At 69.3% G+C, this 13,521-nt stretch carries 11 protein-coding genes; 6 read left to right on the forward strand and 5 right to left on the reverse strand.

All coding sequences use genetic code 11. From position 1 onward, the window contains the following. Positions 1-30: 30 nt before the first annotated feature. Positions 31-3,294 (reverse strand): serine/threonine-protein kinase, encoded by a 3,264-nt coding sequence (locus tag QHF84_RS05520; RefSeq protein WP_281312112.1) that lies wholly within the window; start codon positions 3,292-3,294, stop codon positions 31-33. 293 nt (positions 3,295-3,587) lie between these two features. Between QHF84_RS05520 and QHF84_RS05525 the strand changes: the two genes are divergently transcribed. From QHF84_RS05525 to QHF84_RS05550, 6 genes are all read left to right on the forward strand, one after another. Then, positions 3,588-3,899: a hypothetical protein gene (locus QHF84_RS05525; protein WP_281312113.1), complete on the forward strand. Its 312-nt coding sequence runs from the start codon at positions 3,588-3,590 to the stop codon at positions 3,897-3,899. 41 nt (positions 3,900-3,940) lie between these two features. After that, positions 3,941-5,155 (forward strand): hypothetical protein, encoded by a 1,215-nt coding sequence (locus QHF84_RS05530; RefSeq protein WP_281312114.1) that lies wholly within the window; start codon positions 3,941-3,943, stop codon positions 5,153-5,155. A 34-nt stretch (positions 5,156-5,189) separates the two neighbouring features. After that, on the forward strand, positions 5,190-7,505 hold the full coding sequence (locus QHF84_RS05535; RefSeq protein ID WP_281312115.1) for a hypothetical protein: 2,316 nt from the start codon (positions 5,190-5,192) through the stop codon (positions 7,503-7,505). A 62-nt stretch (positions 7,506-7,567) separates the two neighbouring features. Continuing rightward, complete coding sequence (locus tag QHF84_RS05540) at positions 7,568-8,833, forward strand: serine/threonine-protein kinase (protein WP_281312116.1); 1,266 nt, start codon at positions 7,568-7,570, stop codon at positions 8,831-8,833. Between the two features lie 88 nt (positions 8,834-8,921). After that, the gene (locus tag QHF84_RS05545) at positions 8,922-9,848 is read left to right on the forward strand and encodes a hypothetical protein (protein WP_281312117.1); all 927 of its coding nucleotides are present in this window, start codon (positions 8,922-8,924) and stop codon (positions 9,846-9,848) included. After that, entirely contained in the window at positions 9,848-10,225 is a 378-nt protein-coding gene (locus QHF84_RS05550) for a hypothetical protein (RefSeq protein WP_281312118.1), read from the forward strand. The genes QHF84_RS05545 and QHF84_RS05550 overlap by 1 nt, the downstream gene beginning before the upstream one ends. Before the next feature lie 297 nt (positions 10,226-10,522). Here QHF84_RS05550 and QHF84_RS05555 read toward each other — a convergent pair whose 3' ends face one another. The 4 genes from QHF84_RS05555 to QHF84_RS05570 form a co-directional block, all read right to left on the reverse strand. After that, on the reverse strand, positions 10,523-10,951 hold the full coding sequence (locus QHF84_RS05555) for a biopolymer transporter ExbD (RefSeq protein ID WP_281312119.1): 429 nt from the start codon (positions 10,949-10,951) through the stop codon (positions 10,523-10,525). A gap of 41 nt (positions 10,952-10,992) precedes the next feature. Then, the gene (locus tag QHF84_RS05560; RefSeq protein WP_281312120.1) at positions 10,993-11,406 is read right to left on the reverse strand and encodes a biopolymer transporter ExbD; all 414 of its coding nucleotides are present in this window, start codon (positions 11,404-11,406) and stop codon (positions 10,993-10,995) included. An 87-nt stretch (positions 11,407-11,493) separates the two neighbouring features. Then, complete coding sequence (locus QHF84_RS05565; RefSeq protein ID WP_281312121.1) at positions 11,494-12,210, reverse strand: MotA/TolQ/ExbB proton channel family protein; 717 nt, start codon at positions 12,208-12,210, stop codon at positions 11,494-11,496. Positions 12,211-12,303: 93 nt separating this feature from the next. Next, on the reverse strand, positions 12,304-13,071 hold the full coding sequence (locus QHF84_RS05570; protein WP_281312122.1) for an energy transducer TonB: 768 nt from the start codon (positions 13,069-13,071) through the stop codon (positions 12,304-12,306). Positions 13,072-13,521 lie beyond the last annotated feature (450 nt).

Below are 13,521 nucleotides of genomic sequence, written 5' to 3' on the forward strand. Positions count from 1 at the left end.
ACCTCGTCCTCGTCTCGCCCCGCGCGCTCCTCAGGAAGCTCGTTCCATCACGAGCCGCAAGAGGGGCGGGAGCCTTCGCACATCGCCCGGCACCTTGATGGAGGGGCCGCCGACCACCGAGCTCATGAGGCATGTCCCGGCGCGCGGCAGGTGTTCCATCCAGTACACGTCGAACTTGTCCTCGTGGGCCACGCGCCGCAAGAAGGGTTCGAGCGGCAGCACGAGCCCCTCGCGCCAGCGCGCCAGGTACGTCACGTTCGCGAGCCGCATGGGGCTGTTCAGCCCGAGCCGACGCCGCGTCCCCGTGTTGAACGGGCCCGTGTGGTCGATGAACTCGACGGTCTGCAGATCGCCGTAAAGATCCGGCTCCGTCTTCTCGACCGTAACGAGCGTCCACGCGCAGAGCGGCCGGAGGGCCCGCAGGAGCGTGCGCGTCATCTGCTCGAACTCGGGCAGATCCGCCGCCGCGCGGGCCTCGTTGTAGTGACCGTGCGCGAAGCTGTTGCGCTCGACCTGCATCAGGTTCGAGAGCGTCTCGAACGTCTGGTTCTGCGAGAGCCGGACGCCGAGCACGTCGCGCACGAGCGCGCCGATCGGATCGTCGCGCCCTTCAAAACCCTTCGCCGCGGCCCGCGCGATCTCCCGCCAGGTCCCGAGCGCAAAGCCGTCGCGGCTGCCGTGCCGCTTGTAGAGCTCGACCATCGCGTCGAACCCCGGCGCGACCTCGCCGCCCTCGGCCGGCCGTCGCGCGAAGTACGCCGAGAGCAGCACCGTCGCGATGAACCGCCAGGTGCCTTCGAGCACGTCGAAGAGCATCTTCACGCGCTCGATCGCGCTCGACGCGGCGATCGCGGCGTGCACGCGCCCCGAGATCGGATACGGCAATCCGCCGCTGAGCGCCGAGAGCACCCCGTGCGGATCGGCGCACTCGCGCGCGAGCTCCTGCGCCCGCGTCTGCACGTCGCCGTGCAAGACCTCCCACGAGAGCGTCCGCGGCAGCTCCACCTTGCCGTCGAGGATCGGCGGCCGCGCGTGCCAGTCGCACTGCACCGCGCTGCCGAGCGCGACCGCGTCGACCTTCCGCGTCACGCACGCAGCCACGACGCCCGGCGCCATCGGCGCGACGAGCGCGGCTTGCCCCGCGTGCGTCGCCGCCACGGCCGCGAGCTCCTTCTCCAGCGCCGCGATCACGTGCGGTCCCACCGCTTCGAGCGCCTTCTGCTCCTCGATCGCGAAGAGCAGCGTCGTGCGCTTCGTGTCGATCGACGCGCCGAGGACCTCTTGCACGCTCGACACCCGCGCGCCCGGCACGCTCGAACGGAGCGCGGCGACCGTTTGCCCCGACGTCTCCGAGAACGCGGTCATCGCGTGCAGCGCGAGCTCGAGCTCGCGCCCCGCGTCGCTCCCGTCGCCGGAAAGCGTCCAGTACCCGCACGCAAACGAGCGCCCTTCCGCCGCCGTACGCGCCGACGCGGCCGCCGCGCGCCCCTTCTCCGCGATCTCCGCGGCCTCGCCGGTCACGAGCGCCACGGCCGTCTCCTCGACGAGCCCCACCGCGATGCTCGGCGCGCCGCGATGCATCGCCACCGCCGCGATCGCGCCCGGCGGATACTCCGCGCCGCCCGGGCGCACCGCCGACGGCTGCGCCTTCACGAGCAGGAGCGCGCCGCTGCGCTTGCGCTGCAGGAACGACGCGATCTCCTGTTCGAGCCCCGCGCGCCCGAGCAGACCCGTCGTCGGGTCCACGGTCCCTGCGGGCACGGTCGGCGTCACGTAGCGCCGATCCACCATCGTCGCCCGCATGCCTCCGACCTGCACGAACGTCCCGTGCACGAGCGCCGCCTCTTCGCCCCGCGCCAGCGAATGCGCGCCGACCTGCACGGGCACGCTGCACTCGGTGCGACGCCGGAGCCACCAGCGCACGCCGTCATGCCGCAACGTGGCGGCGAGGCGCGAAGCCACGTCCGGATACACGAGCTCGTTCCGCTCGTCGCCCACACGCTCGACACGACCGAGCCTGAGCACGCCCACCGGCGAAAGCCGCAGCTCGAACAAGCCGCCGTCCCGCGTCTCCACGCGCAGCCGATCCGGCGCGTTCACCTCGCCTCGCCAGAGCGAGAACGCAGGCGACGCGCTGAGCCACAACGTCGCCCCTCCCACGGTGTACGTGCGTAGCTCCGCGCCCGGCGCCTCCGCGCCGCTGTCGCTCTTCTCGGGTGACGCCTCGACGTCTCCCGGCGCGGTCGGTCCCGGCCGAACGTTCATCGGCGTATCGGCGTCCGAGGTCGGCATCGGCGGGCGCGGCGGCGCGGCGTCCGCGCGCATCGACCCCGGCCCTTGCGAGCGCTCGAGATCCGGCACGGCTTCGAGCAGCGCCGTGAGAAACTCCTCGGCCGTCGAGAATCTCTCGCCTCGATCCCGCGCCATGGCGCGCCGCACCACGCGCCGGAGCGCCTCGGGCAGCCCTGGCACGAGCGCTCCGAGCTCCGGCGGATCCCGATGGCAGATCGCGATGACGAGCCGCGCGAACGTCGGCTCGGAGAACGGCGGCGCGCCGGCGAGCGCCTCGTACAGGATCGCGCCCATCGACCAGATGTCCGTGCGCGGATCGATGTCGTCGAGCGCCTCGATCTGCTCGGGCGACATGTAAAACGGCGTCCCCACCGGCGTCCCGACCCGCGTCAGCGGATCCTGCGCGGACAGGCTCGACGCCGCCACGAGCTCGGCCTCGCTGCCGAGCACCTTCGAGAGCCCGAAGTCGACGATCTTGACGTGCGTCTTGCCGTCATCGGCGTCGGCGAGGAACACGTTCTGCGGCTTCAGATCCCGATGCACCACGCCCGCCGCGTGCGCGCGCCGGAGCCCACGCAGCGCCTGGGCCGCGATCGCTGCCGCTTGCGGCACGCTCATGCGCCCGAGGCGCCTGAGCCGCGTCGCGAGATCCTCGCCTTGCAAGAGCTCCATCACGAGGAACGGCTCTCCGGCCTCCGTCTCCCCCGTGTCGAAGATCTGCACGATGTGCGCGCTCTCGATCGCCGACACCGCGCGCGCCTCCCTGTGGAAGCGCGCCCGCACCGATGCATCCGCGCCTGCCGGCGTGCGGAGGAACTTCAGGGCGACGCGCTTTCCGATCGCGACGTTCTGCGCCTCGTAGACGCTGCCCATCCCGCCGCGCCCGATCAGGCGCAGGACCTTGTATTTCCCGGCGGCAAGCGTACCGATTCGAGGGTCCGTCCCGCTGCTCTCCGCGCCCGTCACACGTAGGCCCGTCCCTGCGCGGCTCCGTGCCGCCACTCTGTATCGGGCCACCATCGCCCGGCGGGGTCAACGTCATTCACCATCGCCCTCACCGAGCCCGCGGATCCTCGGGATCTCCGGTGCGCCCGTGAAGCTTTCCGGCACACCCTCGTCTGACGCCAGCGCTCGCCAGGGGGCGGAAAGCGCTTCGCGTGCGCGAGCGTTCGTGGGGCGCCGAACGACATCACATCCCGGCATTCCCCTTGCGGAACCGGGCCTCGGGTCCGGTATTCTCGCGGGCAAGGCGGCGAGAAGGGAACGCGCACGCCGCACACGTTGTCAGGAGCCGTATGGGAGACACGCACAAGGATTTGGTCTTCTCGATCCCCCTGCCCGGCGGTCGCGTCGCGCGGGTGCCGATCGACGTGCTCGAGCAATACGTCGACCCGAGCGCCCGGATCTCGCACGGCGGCGAGCCCGAAGAAGAAGACGTGACGGCGCACTCGATGTCGGTCGATCCCACGACCGGCGCCAGCGTCTGGCACACCGACTGGGAGCTCGGGCAATGCGATTACACGGACGAGAACGGCTTCCCGCAGTCCGCATACGCCTGGCACCGCCACCCGCTCGGCAACGAGTACACCGAAATCTACCAGAAGTGAGCTCGATCCCTCGCTCCTCCGCGCCTCGTCGGCCTGGCCGCATGCGGTGTGCGGCGCTCGGCGCCTCCTTCCTCGTCCCGCTCGCGTTTTCGGCCTGCATCGAGCCGGGGTATCCGCTGGCCCCGAGCGGGCAAGTCGACATCCGCGTCCACGTCGCGGGCTCCCTCTTCGCGGCCGACACGCTCGACGAAGCCGGAAAACCCGTCCTGCCACGCCAGCAGCCCTTCCAGACCGGCGTCACCTTGTTCCTCGCGGAGGGCGGCGCGCCGGCCTACGGCGGGTTCGTCACGGTACGCGTCGACCCGCCCGAGGCCCTCGTCCTCGAGCCCTACCCCGACGAAACCGACCCCTCCTGCCACGAGGTCGAGGGCGCGTTTCGATGCACCGCGTCGAGCGAGGGGTACGCGCGCTTCGTCGTCGCCTCGCAGAGCGACTGGTCCGGCGAGGCGGCCATCATCGTGAGCTGGGCCGAGCAAACGAAGGAAGAGGCCATCCAGATCCTGCCGGCCGGCCTGCCGGGCACCGCCACGAACTTCACGATGCTCGTCGCCGGCCTCGACGAGTCGCTCGACGGCGCGCGTGTCCTCCCGACCTTCCTCGCGCTCAAGTGCACCGTCGGCCCGCTGCCCGATGATTTGGGCTCCAAGTGGCGGCCCGGCGCCATCCGCTCCCGCGAAGCGTTCGTCCGGGCCACGCCGCCCTCGAACGCGCCCGGCGTCGTGGAGAACGCGCCCGTCATCATCGAGTCCCTCTTCAGCGAGGCTGCCCTCTCCACCACGTCCGACTGCGCCGATCGCAAGACGCGCCTGCGTGTCCTGCTCGGCGCGACCGGCGAGAGCGAGCGCTTCTTCCTCTGCTTCAGCGACATCGGCGGCGAGGCCGACTTCGCGGTCACCTCGGGCCAGAAGCAGATCGATCCCGGCCCGAAGGTCGTCGTCGATCCCGAGCCGCGCCTGCTCCGCGTCCGCGCGCTGCAGAGCGTCGTCGGCCTCGGCGAGGAGGTCGATCTCTTCGAGGTCAGCGCCTTCGACGTGAACCGCGTCCGGCTCGTCATGCCCGTCGATCTCCGCGTCGACGACGATCAGCTCCTCGGCATCGATCAGGCCAGCGTGACGCTCGACAAGGAGCCGAACCCCGCGACGGTCATCCCCGCCACGCCGAAGTCTCCCGGCAGCGTTCGCCTCCACGTCACGCCGCGGCTCCTCTCGAGCCCCGACTGCGCCTCCGACCCGATCAGCATCGTCGAAGCGCCCTGACCTTCGCGCCGCCTCCAACCGAGCGATGAACCCCATGCGACACGCCCCCCTCGCCGCCCCTCGCGTCCCCGACGAAAGCGCCGCGCGCCCCCGCCCCGCCCGCGCGGCCTGGCTCCGCTTCCTCGCGCTCTTCGGCGTCGCAGCATCGCTTTCGCTCTCGCTCGCGGGCCCCGTCGCCGCGCAGGACGAAGACGACGACACGGGCGGCGACGACGGCACCGACGCGCCCGAGCCCACGACGACACGCGTCAACACGAAGACCTCGGGCTCGGCCCCGATGCCCGCGGATTTCAGCGGCAGCCTGCAGATCGTGCGGGGACCGGCGACCGCGAACGGCGGCGCCACGCCCGGCACCGCGCCCGAGATCTTCCCCGAGGCGAGCCGGGTCTTCATGAGCGTCCGCGACACCGACCCCGTCCCGATCGAGACCGCGCGCCGCGGCGGCCCGTGGCTCTGCTCCACGGGGCAGTGCACGACCACGCTCGGCGAGGCCGGCCAGAGCCGCATCGGCGACGACATGCTCCGCTCGATCAAGCTGCAGACGCCGACGCTCCCCTTGCCGCTCACGATCTGGGGCCGCCTCGACGAGCAGGGAAAGCGCACGCTCGACTTCGACCCCGTCCTCCTCGGCCGCCGGGATTATCGCCACGTCTGCGCCTACCCGCCCGTCGGGCCGGACGACAAGCCGGGCGCGCGCAAGGTCGAAAAAGCCCCGCTCTGCCGCGACGACATCCCCGTCCCGCCCTTGCCCGACTCGGCCGAGGTCCTGCTCGGCATGCAGTGGCCCAAGCAGTCCGAGATGGCCGACTTCCGCTACCTCGCCATCGTCGATAGCTGCGGCAACGCCCGCGTGCAGCCCTTCCAGCGCACCTTCACCGTGCCCGTCTTCGAGGTCGCCTCCGGCGGCTGCGGCAAGGCCGACGGCAAGGTCCTTCGTATCTTCCCGAGCGGCGGCTGGCTCCGCGTGACCGCGTTCAACCTCGACAACACCGCCGCCGCCACCGTCGTCAACGCGACCTACCGCGTCTCGATCCCGCCGCTCGAAAACCTCGTCGAGTCGAACCCGGCGCGCATGCTCTTCCCCGATCCGCAGCTCGAGGACCTCAAGGTCGACTGCGGCCCCGCGATGCGCCGGCCCTCGGGTCTGCCGTCCGCGCCGCCCTCGAGCCCGTCCTCGCCTCCGCCCGGCGTGATGCAGAAGCGCGCCGCCGCCGCGCCTCCGCCCGACGCGACGCCGAAGACCGCGCCCCGCGAGCCTGAAGCCTCTGGCCTCACGCCGCGCAACGCCCCGAAGCCCGCGGACAAACCCGACGTTCAGCCGGCCGACAAGAAGCCTGCGCCTGCGCCAAAAACCGGGCCCGTCGCGCCCAAGCTCTCGCCGATGGGGCCGTCGCGTCCGTCGCTCCCGATGAAGGCCACGGCGCCCGCAGGCCCCGGGCCGCAGCCGCTCGCGCACATGTCGCTCGTCATCGCGCCCGAGCCGCTTCGCCAAGGCGTTTGTCGCGTCCGCCTCTCCGGCTCGACCAAGGGACGCCTCGTCGCCCCGCTCGCGCTCTACGTCTCGCTCACGCGCACCGATCGCACCTCGAACGGCGCGCCGATCGAGCTCTTGAACGATCACAAGTGGATCGTCACGCCGAACTCGGCCGAGTTCCAGCTCCCGCCCCTCGCCGAGAACTTCGACGGCGACTCGCGCCTCAGGCTCGCGGTCTACAGCGATCCTTTGAACACCGACGGAAAGGTCGTCCTCGTCTCCGACGCGACGCGCGTCGCGGCCTCCTTGCGATCGGGCGGCGAGGCCACCCCCGAGTCGGCGCGTCGGCTCATCGGCTCGGCCACCATCCACTCCGTCCCGCTGTGCGGCGAGTCGAACTTCGAGACCCTCGAAGCCGCCGGGAGCTGCCTCCGCGCCTACCTCACCATCCCGGCCATGCTGGCCACGCTCCAGATCACGCGCGCCCCCTGGCTCGAACGGCCCCTCGTCACGCGCAGCGTCCTCAGCGCCGTCGGCGTCGCCCTCGCCGTCGACAGCTACGACCCCGTCCGCCGCCGCGCCTTCCCCATCGCCGGCCAGCTCGGCGGCTCCATCCAGCAGCTCGGCGACGGCCGCGTGGGCCTCCTCGGCTACCTCGGCGTCGCCCCCACCATCCCGGTCCTCGGCGACGGCGGCAACACCACCTCCTTCGGCTTCCTCGCCGGCCTCGGCCTGTCCTACATCACGAACGAGAGCGGCCCCGACGAGGGCCTCAAGCCCGCCGCCTTCCTCTCCGTCGTCGTGCAAGTTGGGCAGGCCACACCACAAGTCTCCAGTTCCGGCAGGGCTGTGTTCGGCACTTACCAGGGGGAGTGATAAGCTCGTCGACCAGGGCTCCCGCCCGACCCCACACGCTTGCCGCACTTGCCGATTCCCACGTGAACGAAGGAGACCTCGTCGCCGGACGTTACCGACTCCTCCGCCCCATCGGGCGGGGTGCGATGGGCACGGTGTGGGCTGGCCGGCACGAGCTGCTCGGGCGTGACTTCGCCCTCAAGTTCGCGAGCCTCCCCGTCCGCGCCGGCCCCGAGGCGCGCGCGCGTTTCCTCCGCGAAGCCCAGGCCATCGGCCGCCTTCGCCATCCGAACGTCGTCGACGTCGCGGACTTCGGCGAGGTCGCGCCCGGCGGCGGCCTCTACCTCGCGATGGAGCTGCTCGAAGGCCAGTCGCTCGCGGCGCGCATCGAGGAGCAAGGCGCGCTCCGTCCCGCCGAGGCCGTCGCGATCGCGGCCGAGATCGCGCGCGGCCTCGCTGCCGCGCACGTCGCCGGCATCGTGCATCGCGACATCAAGCCCGAGAACATTTTTCTCGCCCGTGGGATGCGCGGCGGCCTCGTCCCAAAACTCCTCGACTTTGGCATCAGCAAGCAACGACAAGCCGACGAGACCCTCGCCACGATGAACGGCGTGCCCTTCGGCACGCCCGCGTACATGAGCCCCGAGCAGGCGCTCGGCGAGCTCGACGTCGATCACCGCACCGACGTTTGGTCGCTCGGCGTCGTGCTGCACGAGATGATCTCGGGCAAGCATCCGTTCGTCGCGCCGAACTACCAGGCGCTCATGACGAAGATCGCCGAGTCGCCGCCCGCGCCGCTCGACACGTCGGTGCCCGAGGTCGTGCGCGGCATCGTGACGAAGTGCCTCCAGAAAAACCCCGCAGACAGGTTCGCCGACGCCGACGCGCTCGCGACTGCGCTCGAAGATGCGCTCGTGAAGATCGGCCCGGGCGACGTCGTGATCGAGCGGCCGCGCGCCTTGCCTTCGTTGCGCCCGCCCGCGAGCGCCGACGCGGCGCAGCCTGCCTCCTCGCCGAAACGTGGACCTGCGCTCGCTCTTGCCCTCGTCGTGGCAGGCTTACTCGCGGGCCTCGCCGTGGTCGGCCTCGCCGGAAAGCGCGACGCAGATCCCGTCACGCCCGCGCCTTCCCCGAGCGCGCCGAAGGCCGAAGCTCTCCCCACGCCGCACGAAGCCCCGCTCCCGGAGACGCCTCCGAGCGCTGCGCCCGCAGCCACGACGACGCAAGCGCCAGCAGCCGCGCGAAGCGCCAATGCCGTGACGCACGCTCCTTCGGGATCGGCCTCGGGAAAGGCCTCGGGACCGACGGGGAAACGCCCCACGACGAACGTCAACGACCCTGGTTTCTGAGGCCCACGTGCACCCGGCGCATGGCGAAGCGTGGTACCATCGATTTCGAGGATCCGTTTTGCGCCGGTTTCACGCTCAGGCAGCCTGCGTGGGGATCGCCTTGCTCGTTGGCACCTCGGGGCCGACGCGTGTGTGGGCGAACGAATCCCCCACGGCCGCGGAGCTGAAGGAGGCGCGGGAGCAATTCACGCGGGGGCGAAAGCTCGAAGACGAGGGCAAGTTCGCCGACGCGCTCGCGCTGTTCCAGGCCGTGGGTCAGGTGAAGATGACCCCGCAGGTGCGCTTCCACATCGCGCTTTGCCTGGAGCACATCGGCAAGCTCGTCGATGCCCTGGAGACGTTTCGAATGGCCGCACGTGAGGCGACATCCACCGCGCCGAACGTCGTGACCGAGGCGAACCAGCACATCGACGCGCTGGAAAAACGTGTGCCCACGCTGACGGTCGTGGTCGCGAAGGGCCGCCCGGGCGACGAGATCTCGGTCGATGGGCGGAAGGTCACCGCGGGGTCCGCGCTGCGTGTGGATCCGGGAGGGTACACGGTCACGTTGCGGCGGGACGGCGCGGTCGCGAGCGAGGAGCGCGTCACGCTGGAAGAGGGCAAGAGCCTGCGGGTCGCGCTCGCGGCGACGCCGGGCGGTGAGGCCGGCGGCGGGCCGGTGCCTTCATCGCTGCAGCGAACGCTCGGCTGGACGGCGATCGGCGTGTCGGCGGCCTCGCTCGTGACCATGGGCGTGTTCATCGGGCTGCGCGCCGATCGGCTCTCGAAGGTCGAGGCCGCTTGCCCGACGCTCACGAACTGCGATCCGTCGGTCGCGCCGATCGCGAACGAGGGCGCGACGTACGCGACGCTCGTCAACGTGTTCGCCGGCCTCTCGGGGGCGACGGCCATCGCCGGCGTCGCGCTCTTGCTCACGGCGCCGACGCCCGCGGCGGGTGCCCCGCGCGCGGGCCTGCGCTTGAACCCCGTCTTTGCTCCCGGTGTCGGATTTCTATCGGTTGAAGGGAGGTTCTGATGCTGCGAACGAGCCCTCTGCGCTCCCCGCGTTTGTTCTTCTGCTGCCTGCTCCTCGGCCTCTCTGCGTGCACGTTCCCGGCGATCGATTACGTCGAGCCGGACGAGGCCGATGTCGAGAGCGCCGCGTGCGTTGCCACGCCCAAATGTGCGACCGACGTCGAGGCCTGCTCGAAGCAGGCCTCGGGGCAACGCAGCCAGTGCGTGTTCCAGTGCCAGAAATCCGGGCCGATGAACTTGAACCCGGATTGCTCGACGTGCGAATCCACGTATGCGACGGAGATGAACATCTGCGTCGCGCAATGCGAGTCGTGCAGCGCGGCCGCTGGATGCACGAACGCGACCGACAGTTGCCGCGCCCTGCTCGGCCTCCCCTGACGCGCGCCTCGCGCGCCTTCCCTCACGGCTTCCGTGACGAGCACGCCAACCACGTGTGACAGCCGTGTGTCAATCCTTTTCTTCGCGCGTTCATTGAGCAGTTTCGTCCGGAATGAAATAAACTGGTCACGAGAAAGACCAGGATATCGAAAATATACCGTAAAAAGCGGTTTGGCAGGGATGGTCGCCGCAATGACCATCGTTGAAATGCCGGATTCGTGCAGTGAGGACTGAAAAAGACGAAGCCCCGACGTGCACGGGCACGCCGGGGCTCTTCGCGAACCGCACGAAGAAGCTTTACTTCTTCTCTTCCTCTTCGGGGGGCGTCGTCATCATGCCGAGCACCTTCGCGCCGGCCTGCTTCGCCCCGTCGAGCGCGGTGATCAGGCGCGCGTAGTTCGCTCCATCGTCGGCGATGAAGAAGACGATCTTGTCGTCCTCTTTCCGCCGCTCGAGCTTCGCCTTCAGCTTCTCGACGTATTCTTCGTTCGTGACCTTGTCGTAGTTGATCTTGAAATCACCCTCGGTCCCGATACGAACCACGAGCTGATCGGGCGGCACTTCCGTGACCGTCTCGACCTTCTCCGTCTCGGGCACGCGTACGTCGAGGTTCTTCTCGAGCAGCGGCGTGACGACCATGAAGATGATCAACATCACGAGCACGACGTCGATGAGGGGCGTGACGTTGATGTCCGAGTTCGGCGGATTGGCGGGTTTGATCGCCACCCTTCTCGTCTTTCTGCTCATCTCGTTCGGCTCCGCTGGCTCTACTTCTGCTCTTCAACGCCGAGGGCCACGCTCTTCGCGCCTGCCTTCCGCGACATCTCCATGACCTCGCGCACGTCGCCCACGGTCAGCGAGTCGTCGCCCTTGAGCAGGATCTTCCTCCCCGGCTTCGCGTCGAGGACCGCCTTGAGTGCCGGCGAAAAGCCCTCTTTGTCGTACTCGCTGCTCTCGATGAAGATGTGCTTGTCCTTCGTGACCGAGAGGATGATCGGATCGCTTTCCTTGTTTTCCTCGTCGATCGACTTGGACTGGGGCAGCTTCACGTCCTTGCCACGCTGAAGCATGGGCGTGATGACCATGAAGATGATCAGAAGAACGAGCACGACGTCGACGAGCGGCGTGACGTTGATGTCGTTCTTTACGCTGCCCTTCTTCGGGCCGACTGCCATTCCCATGAGAACACCTACTCCCTCTCAGGGGTCGCCCTCGCCGGAGCCAAGCGCGCCCCGAAAGGCGCGCCCGCTGCCGCGAGGACGGGCTTTTCAGGCCGCAGCCTCGCTCTCCTCGCCCTCTTCCTCCTCCTCCTCCTCGCGCGGCCCCTCGGCGAGGCGACGCGCCACGAGATCGAGGAACTCGTTCGAGGACTCGGAGATGTCGACCGCGCGCGCGTCGACCCAGCCGGCGAGGAAGTTGAAGGCCATGACGGCCGGGATCGCGACGAGGAGGCCGAAGGCCGTCGTGATGAGCGCCTCGGCGATACCCGCGGAGACCGTCCCGAGACCGCCGGAGCCGCTCGCGGCCATCTTCTCGAAGGCCGTGACGATACCCATGACGGTACCGAGAAGACCGACGAACGGCGCCGTCGAGCCGACCGTCGCCAGCCAGCCGTGGCCACGCTTCAGGACCGCGAGCTCGCGGGCCTGCTGACGCTCGAGGGCGCGCGCGACGGACTCGAAGCAGAGGTCCTTGTCACCGTGAACCGAGCCCTTGTAGGCCACGAGGCCCGCGCGGATCGTGCGACCGAGGTAGCCGATGTCCTTGCCGAACTTCGCGTCCGCCGCGCTATCGAGATCGCCGTTCGCCAGGAGGGAGGCCATCTTCGCCGCGAACACCTTCGAGTCGGACATCGACTTGAAAGACATCACGAGCCTCTCGCCCAGGACGAGGAGGGACGTGAGGCTCATGACGCCCATCACGATCACGACCAGGCGGGCAAAAAGCCCCATTTCACGCCAAAGTCCACTCAGTGAAAAATCCATGGTTTCGGTCGCGCCTCCCTCGCGCGTTCTCTTGATGACTCGAGTGTTCGGTGCTCTGGAGATGGCCCGCACGGCCGTGCGTGGCCCGCGTCTTCAGCGGTTGGGCATCACCAGGCGAATCGTAAAGGTGTAGTTGACCCGCTGCGCTTTGCCGTTGAACATGACCGGCGTATACCGCTGCGAAGCGAGCGTCCGGAGAACGGCAGCGTCCATGTGGGGCAAGCCCTTGATGATGGAGCACCCCTCCACGCTGCCCGACTCCGTGATCACGCAGCGCGCGATCATCACGCCCTCCACGCGCGCGGCCAGGGCCTCGGGCGTGTGGCGAATCTCGGGACCCGAGACCTTCGACGGACGGGTCATACCCGCGCCGAACGGGATCGTCACGTTCTGCGGAGGCGGAGGAGGCGGCGGCGGATTGCCGAGCACACCACCGACCACGCCACCAACCACGCCACCGGGAACGCCGCCCGGCACGCCGCCGGGAACGCCGCCCTCCTCGCCCTCGCCCTCTTCTTCTTTGGCCTCGGGCTCGGGCTCCTTCTCCGCCGGCTTCTCCTCCGGCTTGGGCTCCTCTTTGGTCTCGACGATCGTGTCCGGCTTTTTTACCGGTTTCGGTTTCTCGATCGGCTTGACTTTTTTTGCGCCTCCCGCGGGCGGAGGAGGCGGCGGAGGCGGCGGTGGTGGCGGGGCTGCCGCCATGAACGTCACCTCCGGAAGATCCACCTTCTTCTCCACCGGTCTCGTCGTGATGTAGAGGACGAGCGCGAAGATGAGGGCGTGAACCACCACCGACAGCACGGCGCCCGTGCCGAGGCGGCTCTTGGGGATGTTGTCGCGGCCTAGAACCGAGTCAAACATGAGCCTTGAGCCCTGATAGTCGAAATCGTCTGCCGGCGCGAGCCAAAGAAGACGACGACCCCGCAGATCTTGCGGTTGGGGGGGAAACGAATTCTAGAGAGCCCCCCCGGGGCGGGTCCGGGGATGGGTTGTTCCGTCTCCTTCCCACTTCCGGACACCCCCCGAACGGGGTGAGTTCGTAAAAGAGTGACCAACCGAGTGACCAACCGAGTGACCAACACGCGGGTGCGTCGCGCCGGACGCTGCGCGCGCATCGCGCGACGGGCCGCGTCAGGGTGCGTCGCGGAACGCCTTCACGGAGGGCTCGCCGGGGGGTGTGTCCGGGCGTCCCACAGAAAGAGTTACGCGAAGGCCGCAGAAAGTGTTGTTGACGGTCACGGAACATGGGTATAGTCGGCCGCCTTTTCGACACTTGGCCCACTTCTGGAGGGATGGAGGGCTCGTGATATT

It is taken from the genome of Polyangium sp. y55x31, from assembly GCF_029946505.1.
In the GTDB taxonomy this organism is placed as follows: Bacteria; Myxococcota_A; Polyangia; order Polyangiales; family Polyangiaceae; genus Polyangium.